This is a genomic window from Nocardia sp. SSK8, assembly GCF_037034205.1.
Lineage (GTDB): Bacteria > Actinomycetota > Actinomycetes > Mycobacteriales > Mycobacteriaceae > Nocardia.
In genome coordinates this window covers 366229-383846 of the sequence record NZ_JBAGKD010000004.1, presented here as the reverse complement: position 1 = coordinate 383846, position 17618 = coordinate 366229, and the positions used below count along the sequence as shown (strand labels likewise).

21 protein-coding genes are annotated in these 17618 nt (G+C 68.9%); 17 read left to right on the top strand and 4 right to left on the bottom strand.

Annotated features, from left to right (window positions below; all coding sequences use genetic code 11):
* Positions 1-57 precede the first annotated feature (57 nt).
* The 7 genes from WA675_RS10990 to WA675_RS10960 all read left to right on the top strand — a co-directional run bounded on the left by WA675_RS10990 (position 58) and on the right by WA675_RS10960 (position 5788).
* The gene (locus tag WA675_RS10990; RefSeq protein ID WP_336084117.1) at positions 58-792 is read left to right on the top strand and encodes a sulfite exporter TauE/SafE family protein; all 735 of its coding nucleotides are present in this window, start codon (positions 58-60) and stop codon (positions 790-792) included.
* Between the two features lie 37 nt (positions 793-829).
* Positions 830-1786, top strand: coding sequence for a hypothetical protein (locus WA675_RS10985; RefSeq protein ID WP_336084116.1), 957 nt, complete (start codon positions 830-832; stop codon positions 1784-1786).
* A gap of 44 nt (positions 1787-1830) precedes the next feature.
* The gene (locus tag WA675_RS10980) at positions 1831-2631 is read left to right on the top strand and encodes an inositol monophosphatase family protein (protein WP_336084115.1); all 801 of its coding nucleotides are present in this window, start codon (positions 1831-1833) and stop codon (positions 2629-2631) included.
* Positions 2632-2830: 199 nt separating this feature from the next.
* Complete coding sequence (locus WA675_RS10975) at positions 2831-3331, top strand: hypothetical protein (RefSeq protein WP_336084114.1); 501 nt, start codon at positions 2831-2833, stop codon at positions 3329-3331.
* A gap of 124 nt (positions 3332-3455) precedes the next feature.
* Positions 3456-4277: an acyl-CoA thioesterase gene (locus WA675_RS10970; protein WP_336084113.1), complete on the top strand. Its 822-nt coding sequence runs from the start codon at positions 3456-3458 to the stop codon at positions 4275-4277.
* Between the two features lie 46 nt (positions 4278-4323).
* Positions 4324-4941 (top strand): pyridoxal 5'-phosphate synthase glutaminase subunit PdxT, encoded by a 618-nt coding sequence (gene pdxT / locus WA675_RS10965; protein WP_336084112.1) that lies wholly within the window; start codon positions 4324-4326, stop codon positions 4939-4941.
* 91 nt (positions 4942-5032) lie between these two features.
* Positions 5033-5788 (top strand): YebC/PmpR family DNA-binding transcriptional regulator, encoded by a 756-nt coding sequence (locus WA675_RS10960; protein WP_278264160.1) that lies wholly within the window; start codon positions 5033-5035, stop codon positions 5786-5788.
* Positions 5789-5851: 63 nt separating this feature from the next.
* Here WA675_RS10960 and WA675_RS10955 read toward each other — a convergent pair whose 3' ends face one another.
* A complete protein-coding gene (locus tag WA675_RS10955; protein WP_336084111.1) occupies positions 5852-6352 on the bottom strand; it encodes an SRPBCC domain-containing protein in 501 nt (166 codons plus the stop codon).
* Between the two features lie 105 nt (positions 6353-6457).
* On the opposite strand from WA675_RS10955, the gene WA675_RS10950 reads away from it, so the two are divergent.
* Positions 6458-6973 carry an O-acetyl-ADP-ribose deacetylase gene (locus WA675_RS10950; RefSeq protein WP_336084110.1) on the top strand — a complete coding sequence of 172 codons (516 nt, stop codon included), beginning with the start codon at positions 6458-6460 and terminating at the stop codon, positions 6971-6973.
* Positions 6974-7009: 36 nt separating this feature from the next.
* On the opposite strand, the gene WA675_RS10945 is transcribed toward WA675_RS10950, so the two are convergent.
* The gene (locus tag WA675_RS10945; protein ID WP_336084109.1) at positions 7010-7669 is read right to left on the bottom strand and encodes a TetR/AcrR family transcriptional regulator; all 660 of its coding nucleotides are present in this window, start codon (positions 7667-7669) and stop codon (positions 7010-7012) included.
* A gap of 63 nt (positions 7670-7732) precedes the next feature.
* Between WA675_RS10945 and WA675_RS10940 the strand changes: the two genes are divergently transcribed.
* From WA675_RS10940 to WA675_RS10920, 5 genes are all read left to right on the top strand, one after another.
* Entirely contained in the window at positions 7733-8104 is a 372-nt protein-coding gene (locus WA675_RS10940) for a nitroreductase family deazaflavin-dependent oxidoreductase (RefSeq protein ID WP_336084108.1), read from the top strand.
* Between the two features lie 160 nt (positions 8105-8264).
* Positions 8265-8834, top strand: coding sequence for a crossover junction endodeoxyribonuclease RuvC (gene ruvC, locus WA675_RS10935; RefSeq protein WP_336084194.1), 570 nt, complete (start codon positions 8265-8267; stop codon positions 8832-8834).
* Positions 8831-9430 carry a Holliday junction branch migration protein RuvA gene (ruvA, locus tag WA675_RS10930; RefSeq protein WP_336084107.1) on the top strand — a complete coding sequence of 200 codons (600 nt, stop codon included), beginning with the start codon at positions 8831-8833 and terminating at the stop codon, positions 9428-9430. Before ruvC ends, ruvA begins: the two co-directional genes overlap by 4 nt.
* Before the next feature lie 3 nt (positions 9431-9433).
* Positions 9434-10516, top strand: coding sequence for a Holliday junction branch migration DNA helicase RuvB (ruvB, locus tag WA675_RS10925; protein ID WP_336084106.1), 1083 nt, complete (start codon positions 9434-9436; stop codon positions 10514-10516).
* Positions 10517-10568: 52 nt separating this feature from the next.
* Positions 10569-11081, top strand: a complete 513-nt coding sequence (locus tag WA675_RS10920) for a GtrA family protein (RefSeq protein WP_336084105.1) — start codon at positions 10569-10571, stop codon at positions 11079-11081.
* Positions 11082-11086: 5 nt separating this feature from the next.
* On the opposite strand, the gene WA675_RS10915 is transcribed toward WA675_RS10920, so the two are convergent.
* Positions 11087-11665, bottom strand: a complete 579-nt coding sequence (locus WA675_RS10915; RefSeq protein ID WP_336084104.1) for a DivIVA domain-containing protein — start codon at positions 11663-11665, stop codon at positions 11087-11089.
* Between the two features lie 10 nt (positions 11666-11675).
* Between WA675_RS10915 and WA675_RS10910 the strand changes: the two genes are divergently transcribed.
* Positions 11676-13124, top strand: coding sequence for an RNA-guided endonuclease InsQ/TnpB family protein (locus tag WA675_RS10910; RefSeq protein WP_336084103.1), 1449 nt, complete (start codon positions 11676-11678; stop codon positions 13122-13124).
* 185 nt (positions 13125-13309) lie between these two features.
* Here the strand turns inward: WA675_RS10910 and WA675_RS10905 are convergent, their stop codons facing one another.
* Positions 13310-13819: a hypothetical protein gene (locus tag WA675_RS10905; RefSeq protein ID WP_336084102.1), complete on the bottom strand. Its 510-nt coding sequence runs from the start codon at positions 13817-13819 to the stop codon at positions 13310-13312.
* A gap of 449 nt (positions 13820-14268) precedes the next feature.
* On the opposite strand from WA675_RS10905, the gene yajC reads away from it, so the two are divergent.
* The 3 genes from yajC (at position 14269) to secF (ending at position 17600) form a co-directional block, all read left to right on the top strand.
* Positions 14269-14607, top strand: coding sequence for a preprotein translocase subunit YajC (gene yajC, locus WA675_RS10900; RefSeq protein WP_336084101.1), 339 nt, complete (start codon positions 14269-14271; stop codon positions 14605-14607).
* A gap of 105 nt (positions 14608-14712) precedes the next feature.
* On the top strand, positions 14713-16428 hold the full coding sequence (secD, locus tag WA675_RS10895; RefSeq protein ID WP_336084100.1) for a protein translocase subunit SecD: 1716 nt from the start codon (positions 14713-14715) through the stop codon (positions 16426-16428).
* A complete protein-coding gene (secF, locus tag WA675_RS10890) occupies positions 16425-17600 on the top strand; it encodes a protein translocase subunit SecF (RefSeq protein ID WP_336084099.1) in 1176 nt (391 codons plus the stop codon). The genes secD and secF overlap by 4 nt, the downstream gene beginning before the upstream one ends.
* Positions 17601-17618 lie beyond the last annotated feature (18 nt).

Here is a 17618-nt window from a genome sequence, read left to right as displayed (position 1 = left end):
GACGGCGCCGCGAGACCGCGAAGTCGCTGCCACCTGGGCATACCGTACAGTCGGTCCGTGACCGCGCTCGACATTCTGCTGCTGGTCGTCGCGGGGGTGTTCACCGGCTTGATCGGGTTCGTCACCGGGATGGCCTCGATCGTCTCGTATCCGGCGTTGCTGGCCATCGGCCTGCCGCCGGTCGCGGCCAATGTCACCAATACTGTCGCGCTGGTGGCCGTCGGCGTCGGGGCGACCGCGAACTCCGGGCGGGAGCTGACCGGGCGCGGGGCGACGCTGGTGCGGTGGGCGATCCTGTCCGCGATCGGCGGCCTGCTGGGCGCGCTGGCCCTGCTGGTCGCGCCCGAGGGCACCTTCGTGGTGGTGGTGCCGTTCCTGGTGGCCGTTGCCTCGCTGGCCCTGCTGGTGCAACCGCTGGTCCGGCGGCATGTCGGGGAGCTCAGCGCGCCGTGGATCGTGCCGGTGGGCGTGCTGCTGGTCTCGGTCTACGGCGGCTACTTCGGCGCGGGCGCGGGCGTGATCTACCTGTCGATGATGCTGCTGTGTACCTCCGAATCGGTGTGGAGCGCCTCGGTGCTCAAGAGTTTCCTGCTCGGCATCGCCAATCTGGTCGCCGCGATCGGCTTCGCGGCCTTCGGGCCGGTGCACTGGGGTGCGGCGCTGGCGCTGGGCGCGGGCGCGTTCGTCGGCGGCTGGTGCGGGCCGCCGGTGGTCAAGGTGATCCCGCCGGGCGTGCTGCGGGTGGGTGTCGGGATCGCCGGGCTGGGGCTGGCGGTGTATCTGGCGCTGTAGTGCCGGTTGTCGGTGTGTGCTCCTAGAGTCGCGAAACATGGGTTACGACATCAGCTTTCATCCGATCGACCAGCGTCTCGTCGAGGAACGCCTCACCCCGTTCCTGGCCGGGCGGGGCAGTGCCGGTGACCTGGACGACCTGGTCGCCGACGCGGTCCGCCAGGCTCAGGTGCGGTTCCGGGCGAACGCGTGGGGGCTCGGCGCGCGGAAGGTGTGTGCCGGAACCGATTTCGATTCCTTCCTCTATCTGTGGGGCAGGCCGTTCTTCGTCACCGCCGAAACGCCGGAGGACGTCGCCGAGACCGTCCTGCGCTACACCCGCGCCGAGGTCGGCGAGGTCGACGCGCTGGCCCGCACCCAGCTCGCCCTGCTCGACCGCACCCTGCCCGACCGGGTCGAACCCGACCTGTCCGGTGCCCTGCCCACCGCCGAGCACCTGGCCACCGGGTTCCGTTGGAAACTCGACCTGCTGCGCGAGGCCGCCACGGCCGTGCGCGCGGGCCGCGAGCACATCCGCAATGCCGACGGCGCGACGATCCAGGCTGCCGACGCGCTCACCGGCAACGCCCAGTTCGTCCTGGTGGAATTCCTCGCCGCGCTGCTGCCCGGCTGGATCGAACGCGGCCGGGTCTGGCCGACCGAACTGGCCGAGTCGGCCGAGACCGACGGCTACGCCCCGCTGGGCGGCAACGACGCGCTGCTGGGTGTGCTGCCCGCCGAATTCCCCACGCTGACCTGGGAATCCAACTGGACCATCCCCACCAACTACGCGATCGGCGGCTATGCGGCCCCCGGCGAGGTGCGGCCGCTGCGGGACTGGCTCGCGCGCAATGCCGAACCCCTGGCGGCGGTCGGCGACCAGTGGAACGACCGGGCGGCGGTGCGGCTGGTGCTGCGCAAGATCGACGAGGCCCTGGCGCTGGCCGAGCTCACCGGCGCGGGGTTCGCCGAGGCCGCCGAGATCTACCTCCCGATGCGGGGCACCGTGAACTGAAAGTTTCGCTGTCCGGATGAGCCAGAGCCCGTAGCCTGGAAGAGGTGCACCACTCGGATATCGAAATCGCCATTCGCGCAACGCAAGTCGCGTCCGCAGCCATTCGGGACGCGTTCCGGGAGCCGGTCACCCGGCACGCCAAACACGGCGACGACTTCGCCACCCACGCCGACCTCGCCGCCGAGCGAGCCATTCTCGACCTGCTGACCGGCGCCCGGCCAGACGACCGGTTCGTCGCGGAGGAGTCCGGGATCACCGGGTCCGCGGCAGGGGAGCGCACCTGGTTCATCGATCCGCTGTGCGGCACCCGCAATTTCGCGGTGCAGACCACCTTCGCGGCGGTGAACGTCGCGCTGCGCACCGGCGCCGCGGTCACCGCCGCGGCCACCGCCGATCCCTTCGCCGCCGAGGTGTTCTGGACCGCGGGCGCGGGGGCGTTCGTCCGGCACGAGGGCCGCGACGAGCCGTTACGGCCCTCGGCCGACAGCAGACTCGTCGATGTCGACCTCGACCACCCCTTCCCCTGGTCGACCCCGGCGCGGCTGCTCGACGCCACCGGTTTCGCCGGGCGCTTCCACGCCAGGGTGCTGTCGACCTCGCTGGCCCTGGCCTGGGTCGCCGCGGGCCGCCGTGCCGCCTACGTCACCGGCGGCGACCTGCGCGACAGCGTGCACTTCACCGCCGCCATCGCCCTGTGCCAGGCCGCGGGCTGCGTGGTGACCGGCCTGGCGGGCCAGCCCTTACACAGCACACCGCACGGCCTGATCGCCGCCGCCGACCCCGACACCCACGCCCGGCTGGTCGGCGCGGTCGCCGGGTTACGGCAGATCCGCGCCGCAGGATAGCCTGGTCACGCTGCCTACGGCGGTCGGGCAGCCGCGGCGCCGGAATCGATTGCCGCGCCCTGATTGTGTGTGTCTCAGAGTTTCCTCAACAATGCTCGGTAGCGTGCGCGCCGTGGCATCGTGGCCAGCGTCGTCAGGGCGCGCGGCTCGAGCTCCTCGCCCCGGCGAGAACGAGTGACCCGAGATGAAGGACGAGTGGATGAAGTTTCGTAGGACCGGACGTGTGGCGATCGCTGGCCTGGCCGTGGTCGCCGCGCTCGGGATGAGCGCGTGCAGCGACGACAAGGGCGAGACCACCGCCAAGCCCAGCACGAGCACCTCGAGTTCGGCCGCGGCCACCCCCACCGCGGATCTGCCCGCGGTGCCGACCGTCGAGCAGCTCAACGAGCAGCTCAACACCGCGCTGGACCCGTCCGTCCCGAACGAGCAGAAGCTCGACTTCGTGCAGGGCGTCGCCGCCGACCCCGAGCTGCCCAACCGCCTGGCGCAGGCCGCCAAGGACGCCGGTGTGCAGGTGCAGGTCACCGAGGTGACCTCGTTCGGGGAGAGCGTCAACGCCAAGGCCGACTTCACCATCAACGGCCAGACCAATGTCGTCGACGTGCCGTTCGTCGCCGACAACGGCGTCTGGAAGGTGCAGCAGACCTGGGCCTGCCAGATGCTGACCAACCTGGGCCAGCAGTCGGTCGCCTGCGCCTGACCCACCCCCGCGAAACCCCGATCGGACCCGTCCGGTCGGGGTTTTCCGTGCCCGCGGCCGGTTCGTCCGGCCGCGCGCCGTGCCGGGCAGACCGCGCGGTCGGTGAGGCGATAATCTCGGGCGTATGGCGACAATCGAAGAGGCGCTCGCGATCGAGCGGCTGGAACGGGACATCTTCCGTGGTGCGTCCACCGAGTCCCAGCTACCGCGCACCTTCGGCGGCCAGGTGGCGGGGCAGGCACTGGTCTCGGCCGTGCGCACCGTCGACCCGGGCTACCAGGTGCACTCGCTGCACGGGTACTTCCTGCGGCCGGGCAATCCGGAGGAACCCACCGTCTACCTGGTGGAGCGGATCCGGGACGGCCGTTCCTTCTGCACCCGGCGTGTCACCGGCGTGCAGGACGGGCAGGCCATCTTCATGATGTCGGCCTCGTTCCACCACGGCGACGAGGGACCGGAGCACCAGGACGTGATGCCCGAGCTCGACGGCCCCGACGACCTGCCCGACGCCAGCGTCACCATGAGCCCCGAACGGCTCTGGGCGATGCGGGAATGGGAGCACTGGGACATCCGCACCGTGCCCCAGGAGAAAGTGGTCGCCCGCGACGGCGCCGTCTCCCCGCAGCAGGTCTGGTTCCGCTACCGCCACCCACTGCCCGACGACCCGCTGTTCCATGTGTGCACCCTGGCCTACATGAGCGATATGACCCTGCTCGGCTCGTCCAAGGTGATCCACCCCGACGAACCCACCCAGAACGCCTCGCTGGACCACGCCATGTGGTTCCTGCGCCCGTTCCGCGCCGACGAGTGGCTGCTCTACGACCAGTCCTCGCCCTCGGCGGGCTTCGGCCGCGCGCTGACCGGCGGCAAGATCTGGGATCGCGCGGGCAACCTGGTCGCCGCGGTCGTCCAGGAGGGCCTGATCCGCACCCCGCGCCACACCTGAGGGCGTGAGCGGGCGCACACCGGCGCGGCTCGTAAGCTCAGCGGCTGTGAACGCAACCCCGGCCGACCGGCCCACCATCGGTGTCCTCGCCCTGCAGGGCGACGTGCGCGAACACGTTGCCGCGCTGGAGCACTGCGGTGCCGAGGCGGTCCTGGTGCGCCGCGAGTCCGAGCTGGCCGCGATCGACGGCCTGGTGCTGCCCGGGGGCGAGTCGACCGCCATCTCCAAGCTGCTGGTGGCCTTCGAGCTGCTCGAACCGCTGCGCGCGCGGCTGCGCGACGGGCTGCCCGCCTTCGGTTCCTGCGCGGGCATGATCCTGCTGGCCTCGGAGGTGCTCGACACCAGGGCCGACGCCCAGCACCTGTCTGGCATCGATATGACGGTGCGGCGCAACGCCTTCGGCCGCCAGGTGGACTCCTTCGAGACCGATCTGGACTTCACCGGCCTCGACACCCCCGTGCGGGCGGTGTTCATCCGCGCGCCGTGGGTCGAGCGGGTCGGCGAGGGCGTCGAGGTGCTGGCCCGGGTGCCGCACGGTCCGGCCCAGGGGCGCATCGTCGCCGCGCGCCAGGGCAATGTCGTGGCGACCTCGTTCCATCCCGAGGTGACCGGCGATCTGCGGGTGCACGAGCTGTTCGTCGACCTGGTTCGTTCGGCACGGTAACGCCCGCGTCCACGGGCGCGCGTGGCCCGAGTAGGCTGGTTCGAGCTTGTCCGCCCGGGCAGACGCGCAACCGACCTGAAGGAAGTAGGGCATGAGCGGCCACTCCAAATGGGCCACCACCAAGCACAAGAAGGCGGGAATCGACGCCAAGCGCGGCAAACTCTTCGCCAAGCTGATCAAGAACATCGAGGTGGCGGCCCGCACCGGTGGTAGTGACCCTGCGGGTAACCCGACGCTGTACGACGCCATCCAGAAGGCGAAGAAGTCGTCGGTCCCCAACGACAACATCGAGCGCGCCCGCAAGCGCGGCGGCGGCGAGGAAGCCGGCGGCGCCGACTGGCAGACCATCATGTACGAGGGCTACGGCCCCAACGGTGTCGCGGTGCTCATCGAGTGCCTCACCGACAACCGCAACCGCGCCGCCGGTGAGGTGCGTGTCGCGATGACCCGCAACGGCGGCAACATGGCCGACCCGGGTTCGGTGGCCTACCTGTTCGGCCGCAAGGGTGTGGTGACCCTCGAGAAGAACGGCTTGTCCGAGGACGACATCCTCGAGCACGTGCTCGACGCGGGCGCCGAAGAGGTCAACGACCTGGGCGAGGCCTTCGAGATCATCAGCGAGCCGGGCGATCTGATCGCGGTGCGCTCGGCGCTGCAGTCCGCGGGCATCGACTACGACTCGGCCGAATCCGGCTTCCAGGCGTCGGTGTCGGTCGCGGTCGACGCCGAGGGCGCGCGCAAGGTGCTCAAGCTGGTCGACGCGCTCGAGGACAGTGATGACGTGCAGAACGTCTACACCAATGTCGACATCTCCGACGAGGTCGCCGCGCAGCTCGACGACGAGTGACCCGGTAGTCTCCGTCCACCGCCCCGGCCGTGAATTCGGCTGGGGCGGTGGACGTTCCGGGCCTCAGGCCGCGCGTTCGGTGTAGTAGGCGGCCATCGCCGGGTAGTAGTCGGCGAAGTCGGGCCGCTCGGTGTGCGTGCAGGCGGCGACGAACATGTCCGCGTAGTACTCCCAGCCCGGCCCGATCTGCGCGATCTCGGCCAGCTGGTAGGACGAGGTGAGATGGTGCACGAGGCGCACTTCGGTGGCCGCGCCCGTGTCGAGCAGGCTCACCTCCAGCCGCCACACGCCGATCTGGTCGGTCGCGGACAGGCCCAAGTGCAACGGCGGGGCGCAGTCGTCGATATTCATGGCCGTCCACGGTTCGCCCTCCTCGAACCGCATCCGCACCCGGATCGAGTTGCCGGTCCCGCCCTCGCCCTCCCAGGTGCCGTACCAGCCCACGGTCAGATGCGGATCGGTCAGTCGGGCCCAGACCTCCTCGATCGGCAGGCCGAGCGACCGGGTGAGCACCAGGTCGCGGCCGTCGGTGCTCGGCAGGATCTCGCCGGTGGGGACGGGCATGCGCGGTTCTCCTCGACTCGGGTGGAGCGACGATCGGCGACGCTGTCGACGGTACGCCGCGATAGCCACTGGTGTCGTGCCCGGCCCGGTCCGCAGAATGGAGCCATGACACGGATCGAGGCGGTACGCGGGGACATCACCGAACAGCGGGTCGACGCGGTGGTCAATGCCGCGAACTCCTCGCTGCTCGGTGGCGGCGGCGTCGACGGCGCGATCCACCGCAAGGGCGGGCCGGAGATCCTGTCCGCCTGCCGTGACCTGCGCGCCAGCCACTACGGCAAGGGGCTGGCGACCGGGCAGGCCGTCGCCACCACGGCCGGACGGCTGCCCGCGCGGTGGGTCATCCACACCGTCGGCCCGGTCTGGTCGGCCACCGAGGACCGCTCGGCGCTGCTGGCCTCCTGCTACCGCGAATCCCTGCGCGTGGCAGCCGAATTGGGTGCGGAGACGGTGGCGTTCCCGGCGATCTCCACCGGCATCTTCGGCTGGCCGATGGACGACGGTGCCCGCATCGCCGTCGAGACCGTCCGATCGGCCGGGACAACGGTGACGCAGGTGCGTTTCGTCCTGTTCGATGCCGCTACCTTCGCTGTGTTCACCGCCGCGCTCGCGGCGAGCTGAGCGCGACCATGCCCATTGCGCGGACCCTGCACCGGTCTACGGGGCGGCGCGGCGTGACTCCAGTGCGTCGAGGATCAGCTCGAGTCCGAAGCCGAACTCGCGGCGGTGGTCGTAGCCCGGTCGCAGCGCGTGGTCGACGATCATTTCGGTGAGGTAGGGCAGGTCCGCGGTCGCGAGCTCGTCGAGGATGCCGCCCGCGACCTCCTCGAGGTCCGCGGTGGTGCTGATCGGCAGGTTCGCTTCCTGGAGGACGTATCCGTCGACGTAGCTGTCGATGAGCGAGATCGCGTGGGCCGCCATCGGCAGCGAGAAGCCGCCACGGCGCAGGACGCCGAGGAATGCGTCATGGCGGCGCACGGTGGCCGGGCCCGGGTGGCGACGCGAGTCCATGAGTCCGAGGGCCCAGCTGTGCCGGGACAGTACCGCGCGGGCGGAGTGCGCGCTGGCACGGATCGCCGCACGCCAGTCCTCGTCCCCGCCGGGTAACTCGATCTTCGCGAACACCGCGTCGACCACGCCGTCGAGCACCGCGTCCTTGTTCGGCAGGTGATGGTAGAGCGACATCGCCTCCACGCCGAGTTCCCGGGCGATCCGGCGCATGGTGATCGCCGCGGCGCCGTCGCGGTCCGCCACCCGGATGGCGCCTTCCAGGACGCGGTCACGGCTCAGCGGTCGACGATCGGCAGCAGCGGGCATGTTGACAATCTTACAGCTGTAAGCCAGCCTTACATTTGTAAGGAAGACCGAAGGAGGCGGCTGATGCCGATGCCGAGATGGTGGGGCCAGGTCAACAAACGGGTGTTCAATCCGCGCGCGCTCGCCAGCGGGAAATGGCCGGTGCTCATCCACACGGGCCGTGTCTCCGGCACGACCTACCGGACCCCGCTCGACGCGCACCCCGTCGACAACGGCTACCTGTTCGTCCTGGTCTACGGTTCCCGGTCGGACTGGGTACGCAATGTCCTCGCCGCGGGACAGGCTCGCCTGTGCGTCGACGGCGCCGAGATCGCCCTCACCGCGCCGCGGGTGATCGATCGGGACGAAGCCGTCCGTGTCCTGCCGACGACGGTCACCCGGCCGCCCGCGGTCCTGCGTATCGCCGAGTTCCTGCGGATGGATCTCGTCGGCTGACCGGCGACCCGAAGGCGGACGGCCTCGCCGCGGCGCGAACGCGAACGGTGGCGCGGCGGTGGTGAACTCGCGGTGCCCGGCGCCCGTGTCGCTGGTCGAGCGATCTGCCGCGATGCTCTAGACTTTCGAACAACTGTTCGTGTCTTCGAAGGGGCTGCCGGTGCGGGTGATGGGCGTCGATCCCGGGCTCACCCGGTGCGGGCTCAGCATGGTGGACAGCGGACCGGGGCGCAAGATCGTCGCGCTCGACGTCGGGGTGGTGCGCACGCCGGTGGACGCCGAACTCGCGCATCGGCTGATGGCCGTGGCCGACGCCGCCGAGGAGTGGATGGACACCCACCGGCCCGAGGCGGTGGCGATCGAGCGGGTCTTCGCCCAGCACAATGTCCGCACCGCGATGGGCACCGCGCAGGCGGGCGGGGTGATCGCGCTGGCCGCGGCCCGGCGCGGCATCCGGGTCGCCTTCCACACCCCCAGCGAGGTGAAGGCCGCGGTCACCGGCAACGGCACTGCCGACAAGGCGCAGGTCACCGCGATGGTGACCCGCATCCTCGGCCTGCGGGTCGCCCCGAAACCGGCCGACGCCGCCGACGCGCTGGCGCTGGCGATCTGTCATTGTTGGCGGGCGCCGCTGCTGGACCGGATGGCGGTGGCCCAGGCCAAGGCGGACGAGGTACGGCGCCGCTACGAACAGCGGCTGGCCGAACAACGGAAGGTGGTGCGCGGGTGATCGCGTCGGTACGCGGCGAGGTGCTCGAGATCGCGCTCGATCACGTGGTGATCGAGGCCGCGGGTGTCGGTTACCGGCTCAATGTCACCCCGGCGACACTGGCCGGGCTCAGCCGCGGCGAGGACACCCGGCTCTACACGGCGATGATCGTGCGCGAGGACTCGATGACGCTGTTCGGCTTCGCCGACACCGAGGCGCGCGACCTGTTCGGCCTGCTGCAGACCGTCTCCGGTGTCGGCCCCAAGCTCGCGCTGGCCGTGCTGGCCGTCCTCGAACCGGAAGCGCTGCGGAAAGCACTGGCGGAGAGCAATGTCGCGGCGCTGACCCGGGTGCCCGGCATCGGCAAGCGCGGCGCCGAACGCATGGTGGTGGAACTGCGCGACAAGGTGAACCTGGTGCCGGTCCCCGCCGGTCCGCCCGGCGCGCAGGCGCCGCTCACCCCGGTCCGCGAGCAGGTCGCCGAGGCGCTGGTCGGGCTCGGCTTCCCGGCCAAGCAGGCCGAACAGGCCGTCGACACCGTGCTGGCCGACCAGCCCACCGCCACCACCTCGGTCGCCCTGCGCGCTGCCCTCGGCCTGCTCGGCAAGAACAGGTAGGCCATGGACGACGACTTCGACACCGACGACTCCGCGCTCACCGCACGCTATCTGCACTCCGACGGCGAGGCCGAGACCGGCCTGCGGCCCACCTCGCTCGACGACTTCATCGGCCAGCCCCGCGTCCGCGAACAGCTCGCCCTGGTCCTGCGCGGCGCCCGCCAGCGCGGCGCCACCCCCGACCACGTGCTGCTGTCCGGCCCGCCCGGCCTCGGCAAGACCAGCATGGCGATGATCATCGCCGGCGAACTCGGCACCGCGCTGCGGATCACCTCGGGACCGGCTCTGGAACGCGCGGGCGACCTGGCCGCCATGCTGTCCAACCTGGTCGAGGGCGATGTGCTGTTCATCGACGAGATCCACCGGATGGCCCGGCCCGCCGAGGAGATGCTGTACCTGGCGATGGAGGACTTCCGGGTCGACGTCGTGGTCGGCAAGGGCCCCGGCGCCACCTCGATCCCGCTCGACATCGCCCCCTTCACCCTGGTCGGCGCCACCACCCGCTCCGGCGCGCTGACCGGCCCGCTGCGCGACCGCTTCGGCTTCACCGGGCACATGGACTTCTACGAACCCGGGGAACTGCTGCGGATCCTGCAGCGCTCGGCCCGCATCCTCGGCGTCACGATCGACCACGACGCCGCCGCCGAGGTGGCGGGCCGCTCGCGTGGCACGCCCCGCATCGCCAACCGGCTGCTGCGCCGCGTCCGCGACTTCGCCGAGGTCAGGGCCGACGGCGTGATCACCCACCCGATCGCCATGGCCGCGCTCGAGGTCTACGACGTCGACGTGCTCGGCCTGGACCGCCTGGATCGGGCCGTCCTCGGCGCGCTGGTGCGCGGGTTCGGCGGGGGACCGGTCGGCGTGTCCACCCTCGCGGTGGCCGTCGGCGAGGAAGCCGCCACCGTCGAGGAGGTGTGCGAACCGTTCCTGGTGCGCGCCGGACTCGTCGCCCGCACCCCGCGCGGCCGGGTCGCGACCGCGGCCGCGTGGGAACACCTGGGCCTGGTCCCGCCGCCGGATCTGGTCATCGGTGCCATCGAAGTGCGTGGGCGCGAACCACAACCGAGCGGCGAGCTGCTCGACTGAGCACCCGGGACCCGGCGGGCGCCGTCGCGCCCGGTCGTCTACTGTCGGCGTGGTGGCAGTCCATGCGGTGGTGCAACGGTTCCCCGAGCCGTTGCGTTCCCTGCTGTTGAAGCACCGGGAACTCCTGAAATTCGCGGTCGTCGGCGCGATCACCTGGTTCATCGACACCGGCGTCGTCTACGCGGTGAAGCTGACCGTCCTCGGCGACAAGCCGCTGACCGCGCGCCTGCTCGGCGCGCTGATCGCGACCATCGCCTCCTACATCCTCAACCGCGAGTGGTCCTTCCGCACCCGCGGCGGACGCGGACGCAGTCACGAGGCCGCGCTGTTCTTCACCGTCAGCGCGCTGGGCATCGTGGTCACCATGATCCCGCAGGCGCTCTCGCTCTACGTGCTGAATCTGCGGGTGCCGCACGTGGATCCGACGACGCAGATGGTCGCCAACTTCATCAGCGGCCAGATCCTGGGCGTGCTGCTGGCCATGGCCTTCCGCTTCTGGGCCTTCCGCCGCTACGTTTTCCCCGACGACCTGCGCACCGCCGAACTCACCAGCATCCAGGGTTGAGAGAGTCAGAGGCGCCGTTCGGGGTGCTCGAGGGCGGTGATCACCAGGTCGACGAAGGCGTCGACCTCCTCGCGGGAGTAGCCGCGGGTGCCCAGCCGGGCGTCGGTGAACCGGACGCTCCGCACGTCGGTGGCGGTGAGGCTGCCCGGGCCGTTGTGGGCCAGGGTGGCCGCGACCAGGTCCAGGAAGGCGTCGACCTCTTCCTCGTGGTAGCCGCGCCTGCCGACCGCGGACAGGCTGAACCGCATCCGGTGCACGTCGTCGGGGGTGAGCAGCTCGGCGGCGGGCTGTCCGGCCCGCGCGGCGGGCACGGGGGCGCCGCCCTTCTGCCGGTACTCGAGTTCGGTGCGGACCCGGTCGAGGAAGTCGTCGACCTGGTCGGCCTGGTAGCCGCGGCCGCCGAAGCGCGGCGCGCCGAAGTGCACGTGGCGGATGTCGTCCGCGGTGAGGGCGCCCTGCCCGTCCAGGGTGGCCGAGACGAGTTCGAGGAACGCGTCGACCTCGTCTGCGTGGTAGCCGCGATGGCCCAGGGTCGGCATGGCGAAGTGGGTGCGGCTCACATCGTCGGGCGTCACAGCGGTCATTGTGTCAGGAGTGTCCTTCTATCCCACGGGTTTTCGTCATTACGTGCCGATGGCGGATGCCGGGATCGCTGGTCGGGGAGGCTTTGAGATCCATCGTCGGCCAAGTACAGTCGATTTCGTGCAGCTTCGGTACAGCTACCGCATTTACCCTACGCCTGGCCAGCAGGAGTCATTGGCGCGGGCGTTCGGATGTGCTCGGGCGGTGTACAATGATGCGCTCGCCGCACGGGTGGCTGCCCGCCGCGAGGGGGATGCATACGTGACTGACCGCGAACTCTCGAAGCGGTTGACCGAGGCGAAAAAGACACCGGAACGATCCTGGTATAGCGAGACGTCTTCGGTGGTGCTGCAACAAGCACTGGCCGATCTGAACGCCGCTTATCGAAACTATTTTGCCTCGATAAGCGGGAAGCGCAGAGGTTCAGGGGTCGCTGCACCGCGGTTCCGGTCTCGTCGCGACAATAGGCAGTCTATTCGGTTCACTCGCAACGCACGGTTCAAAGTCACTGCCGGTGGGAGGTTGCGGTTGCCGAAGGTCGGGGATGTAAAAGTCGCCTGGTCGCGGGAACTGCCATCAGAACCATCGAGTGTCACGATTGTCAAGGACGCGGCGGACCGGTATTTCGCATCGTTCGTCGTATCGGTCGATGATCAGCCGTTGCCGGATGTCGATGCTGAGATTGGTATCGACCTCGGGTTGACCACTTTCGCGGTTCTGTCGGATGGTAAGACGATCACGTCACCGCGCTTTCTGCGGCAAGCCGAACGTCGCTTACGGAAGGCGCAGCGGGCGTTGTCGCGCAAAGAGAAGGGCTCGAAGAACCGGGCGAAGGCGAGGGTGAGGGTCGCGACAGCGCACGCGAGAGTCGCGAATTCGCGGCGCGATTGGGCGCATAAGCATTCGACACGGATCATCGGCGAGAACCAAGCCGTGTACGTGGAGGACTTGTGTGTGAAGGGCCTTGCCCGCACCCGGCTGGCATATTCGGTGCATGATGCGGGGTGGAGCGCGTTTACCCGCATGTTGGAAGAGAAGGCCGCCCAGTATGGGCGGAGGTTCCGGAAGGTGGACCGGTTCTTCCCCTCAACCCGTATGTGCAGTGCGTGTGGAGTGGTCGGCGAGAAGAAGCCGTTGCATGTCCGCGAATGGACGTGCGTATGCGGTGCCGTCCATGATCGGGATGTGAACGCCGCGATCAACATTCTGGCCGCAGGGCGTGCGGACAGTTCAACGCCTGTGGAGCTGATGTCAGCCTCGGCCTCGGTCGAGCGGTCGGCGACGAAGCAGGAACCCTCCGGGAGCGTGGCCCAGCTGCAGCAGACCGGAAACTCCCGCTACCGTGGGGGATCGGACGTCAATACTTCAACCAGCACGGTCGGTGTGCGTGAGAGAGGCAACCCGGCTCCGCCGACCAGCACCATCAATGCGCACCCCGAGGTTCGCAAAATGTGTCGCTGAGGGGTGGCCTGATTCGAACCCGATCAAGCCCGGCGAAGGATGCAAGCGGAAACGCCGCCAACTAGATACTGTTCTGTATCCGCCAGGGCGCCGGACCTCCTCCGCGACTTTGCAGTCGGTTCGAAGATCCGGCCCCCGGACCAGCTACCTAGCTCTACTGGTTTTCGATTGGCATTGCTGAAATATCAGCCGATGGAGCCCCACATCTTGTAGGACCGTGAGAATGGGTCACAGCCCACGTAAGCGCCGCGCCCGTATCCGGCACTTGTCGTCCCGCACATGTTGCCGGTCCGCTCGTCGTAGTTTGTCCAATCCGAGGTGAGGCAATGCTTGCCCATGGAGCATTCCTGTGTGCGGTACGAGTTCGCCGTGCCGTAGAACGCTTGTTGTCCATTCTCACATCGAATGTAGCCACCCGACGACCTGAACTGAATCGACCTCGAGCTGTTCGCGGTCGGCTGTGTGGACATCCAGCCGGATACCGATTCCGACGAGAAGCCATACTGGTCGGCCGGGCTGCAGGCTGCCAAGAGGGTGACATCCCCGATGGTGGATGGGTTAGGTGCCGCATGGATGGATCGCGGCTCCTGGCCGAACGATACGATCGCGCCGATCAGCGCCAGCAATGTGAGTGCTGAAAATAGGGGTACGCCAACTTTGGCGATATGAGTAGTGATTCGGTGGGTCAGCTTCATTGCGAGTCTTCCTAGGCTAGCCTTCATCGTGTGGATCGCGACAACCTATGCGCTGCTGCGGCGACAAGGTTTCTAGAACGCCTCTGCCGCAACAGATTTGGTCGTCATGGGTTTAGGTGGGGCGAGTACCGACTTGGTTCCCTGTTGTAAGCCAAGTCACAGCGAACTGGGTATTGAGGTAGGTCCCTTTGGTGGGTTCTTGACATCTCGGTGGTTCTGCTTCTGCGGCTGGGCTCGGCTGGCTTGCGGGGTGCCAAACAGCGGCAAGTGCATGTCGAAGTCGAACGACCCCCTGCTACGGTGTGGTCGCACCAAACCGCCTCCGCCCGTCGTGACCAGGCGACCACTTGCCGCGCGGTCTGGCGTCCGATGTGTCGCCGCAGCGGGGAACTGGCAGACTGTCGGATGTACATGCACGTCCACCCACTGACTAGGGACTGACTTCGACGATGGACTTCCTGTTTCCGCTGCTGATCCTGGCCCTGCTCGTGCCGATGTTCTTCGGTATCCGCAAACAGAAGCGGGAGGCCGAGAAGGTCTCGAGCATGCAGGAAGGGCTGAAGGTCGGTGACCAGGTGATCACCACCTCGGGCCTCTACGGCACCGTCGTCGACCTCGACGAATCCACCGTCGACCTGGAGATCGCCGAGGACGTCGTCACCACCTGGCTGCGTCAGGCCATCCGTGAGGTGCGTGCCGAGGAGCAGGTCACCGACGAGACCCCGGTGACTGACGCCCCCGTCGAGGAAGCCCCGGAGCAGACCGAGACCCGGCTGACCAAGGACTGACCCGTCCCACCCCCGCCGGGGTCGGCGTGCGATCGGTGCGCGCCCGGCCGGGCACCGCTGTGCCCATCGATCCATCCTCGACTTCCGCCTAGGAGATGACCTGCTGTGCCACCTTCCCAGGGATCGGCGCATCCGTTCCGGCTGCTCGGCGTCTATGCCGCGCTGCTGGCCGTGATCTACGCGCTGGTGTTCTTCACCGGTGACCATTCCCCCACGCCCAAGCTCGGCATCGACCTGCAGGGCGGTACCCGCGTCACCTTGACCGCGCGCACCCCCGACGGCAGCAAGCCCAGCCAGGACAGCCTGAAGAAGGCGCAGGAGATCATCGAGAACCGCGTCAACGGTCTCGGCGTCTCCGGCTCCGAGGTGGTCATCGACGGCGACAACCTCGTCATCACGGTGCCCGGCGAGGACAGCCAGCAGGCTCGCGCGCTGGCCACCACCGCCAAGCTCTACATCCGGCCGGTGCTGGCCGCGGACACTCCGAAGACCGGTGGCGCCGCCCCGCAGACGCCGATCCCGGGCGACACCCCGCAGACTCCGGCCCCCGAGACACCAGCGCCGGGGGAGACTCCCGCCGAGACCCCGGCACCCGCCGACCCGAACGCCCCGGCGGGCGAGGCCACCACCCCGGCCCCGCAGTCGCGGGTGTTCCCGGCCCAGGCGCCCACGCCGACCCCGACGCCCGCGCCCGGCAGCCCCACGGCCGCCGAGCAGCAGGCCAAGGAGATCGCCGACGCCAAGGCGCTGCGCCAGAGCACTGACCAGGCCGTGCAGCAGGTCGCGATGGCGAGCATGGACTGCACCGTGCCCGACCCGCTGGCGGGCAACGATGACCCCTCGCTGCCTTTGGTCGCGTGTTCGCAGGATGGGCTCGAAGTGCTGCTGCTCGGCCCGAGCAGAATCGACGGTCAAGAGATCGCGGATGCGAAGGCGGAGCGCGATCAGCAGTACCGCAACGTCGTCAATATCGAGTTCAAATCCGCAGGTGGAGACGAGTTCGGCCGACTGACGAACGAGTACTACGGCAAGCGAATTGCGTTCACCCTCGATACCCAGGTAGTCAGTGCACCGGTGGTGCAGGCGGCAGGCCAGTTCGGCGGTACAACGATCTCCGGTAATTTCACCGCCGACAGCGCGGCCGAGCTGGCCAATACCCTCAAGTACGGCTCGCTGCCGCTGTCGTTCCAGACCTCCGAGGCCGAGACGGTCTCGGCGACGCTGGGCCTGTCCTCGCTCAAGGCCGGTCTGCTGGCCGGCGCGGTCGGCCTGATCGCGGTGCTGCTGTACTGCCTGCTGGTCTACCGGATGCTCGGCCTGCTGGCCGGTTTCTCGCTGATCGCGGCCGGTCTGGCCGTCTACGGCATCATCGTGCTGCTCGGGCGCTGGATCGGGTTCACGCTGGACCTGGCCGGTATCGCCGGTCTGATCATCGGTATCGGCCTGACCGCCGACTCGTTCGTGGTGTTCTTCGAACGGATCAAGGACGAGATGCGCGAGGGCCGCAGCTTCCGCTCGGCCGTGCCGCGCGGCTGGGCGCGCGCGCAGCGCACCAACCTCTCCGGCAAGACCGTCAGCCTGATCGCCTCGGTCGTGCTGTACCTGCTCGCCGCCGGTCAGGTGAAGGGCTTCGCCTTCACCCTCGGTGTCACCACCGTCCTCGACGTGATCGTGCTCTACCTGGTCACCGCCCCGCTGATGATGCTCGCCGCGCGCTCGCCGTTCTGGGCGAAGCCGTCGGTGAACGGTCTGGGTTCGGTGCAGCAGATCGCCAGGGAGCGCGGCGCCGGGCAGTCCCGGCCGAAGGAGATGTCTCGATGAGCAACGACAAGCCCACCGACGAGTCGGTGTTCCTGGACAAGGCCGAGCCCGTCGACGGCCCGAAGCACGGCTTCTTCGAGCGTCTCTACACCGGTACCGGTGGCTTCCCGATCGTCAGCAGGCGCAAGTTCTTCTACTCGATGGCGGCGGTGCTGCTGCTGATCTCGGTGCTCAGCATCGGGCTGCGCGGGTTCACCCTCGGCATCGACTTCGCCGGTGGTTCGCGCATCCAGGTACCCGCCGCCGAGGTCACCACCCAGCAGGTGGAGGACACCTACGCCACCGCGCTGGGCCACGGCCCGGTCTCGGTGCAGAAGGTCGGCTCCGGTGACTCGGCCACCATCCAGGTGCGCTCGGAGACCCTGGACAAGGACCAGACCGCGCAGGTGCAGGAGGCGCTGCGCGCGCTGCTGTCGGAGGAAACCGGCACCCCGGTGAGTATCGACGCGATCAGCATCGCCGAGATCAGCGAGACCTGGGGTGGCCAGATCACCCAGAAGGCGCTGATCGCGCTGGTGGTGTTCGTGCTGCTGACGATGATCTACATCGCCATCCGCTTCGAACGCGACATGTCGATCGCGGCGATCGTGTCGCTGTTCTTCAACCTCATCGTCACCGCGGGGATCTACTCGCTGGTCGGCTTCGAGGTGACCCCGGCCGCGGTGATCGGTCTGCTCACGATCCTTGGCTACGTGCTCTATGACAATGTCGTCGTCTTCGACAAGGTCGAGGAGAACACCCGCGGCGTATTGCACTTGAACAAACGCACCTACGCCGAACAGGCCAACCTGGCCGCCAACCAGACCCTCATGCGCTCGATCAGCACCACCGTGATCGGCATCCTGCCGATCATCGGCATGCTGGTGATCGCGGTGTGGCTGCTGGGCGTCGGCACGCTCAAGGACCTCGCGCTGGTGCAGCTGGTCGGCATGATCGTCGGCGCGTACTCGTCGATCTTCCTGGCCGTGCCGGTGCTGGTGTCGATCAAGGAACGCTGGGGTCCGGTGGCCGCGCACACCAGGAAGGTGCTCGCCAAGCGGGCCGCCGGGGACACCCGGGTGCCGGTGAGCGCCGGTGCCGGAGCCGGTGCCCCGCGGGCGCCGCGACCGGGTAACACCGGGGCGCCCCGGCCGGGCGCCCGGCCGAGCGGAAAGCGGCAGAGAAGGCACTGACGGCGACAGCAGGGGGTC

Coding starts and splice junctions, on each gene's coding strand:
- WA675_RS10955 (WP_336084111.1), bottom strand. CDS start 6,352: ATGCCCGTCCCCACCGGCGAGATCCTGCCGAGCACCGACGGCCGCGAC.
- WA675_RS10975 (WP_336084114.1), top strand. CDS start 2,831: ATGAAGTTTCGTAGGACCGGACGTGTGGCGATCGCTGGCCTGGCCGTG.
- WA675_RS10940 (WP_336084108.1), top strand. CDS start 7,733: ATGCCGATGCCGAGATGGTGGGGCCAGGTCAACAAACGGGTGTTCAAT.
- ruvB (WP_336084106.1), top strand. CDS start 9,434: ATGGACGACGACTTCGACACCGACGACTCCGCGCTCACCGCACGCTAT.
- WA675_RS10970 (WP_336084113.1), top strand. CDS start 3,456: ATGGCGACAATCGAAGAGGCGCTCGCGATCGAGCGGCTGGAACGGGAC.
- WA675_RS10950 (WP_336084110.1), top strand. CDS start 6,458: ATGACACGGATCGAGGCGGTACGCGGGGACATCACCGAACAGCGGGTC.
- WA675_RS10945 (WP_336084109.1), bottom strand. CDS start 7,669: ATGCCCGCTGCTGCCGATCGTCGACCGCTGAGCCGTGACCGCGTCCTG.
- secF (WP_336084099.1), top strand. CDS start 16,425: ATGAGCAACGACAAGCCCACCGACGAGTCGGTGTTCCTGGACAAGGCC.
- WA675_RS10960 (WP_278264160.1), top strand. CDS start 5,033: ATGAGCGGCCACTCCAAATGGGCCACCACCAAGCACAAGAAGGCGGGA.
- yajC (WP_336084101.1), top strand. CDS start 14,269: ATGGACTTCCTGTTTCCGCTGCTGATCCTGGCCCTGCTCGTGCCGATG.
- WA675_RS10985 (WP_336084116.1), top strand. CDS start 830: ATGGGTTACGACATCAGCTTTCATCCGATCGACCAGCGTCTCGTCGAG.
- WA675_RS10905 (WP_336084102.1), bottom strand. CDS start 13,819: ATGAAGCTGACCCACCGAATCACTACTCATATCGCCAAAGTTGGCGTA.
- WA675_RS10915 (WP_336084104.1), bottom strand. CDS start 11,665: ATGACCGCTGTGACGCCCGACGATGTGAGCCGCACCCACTTCGCCATG.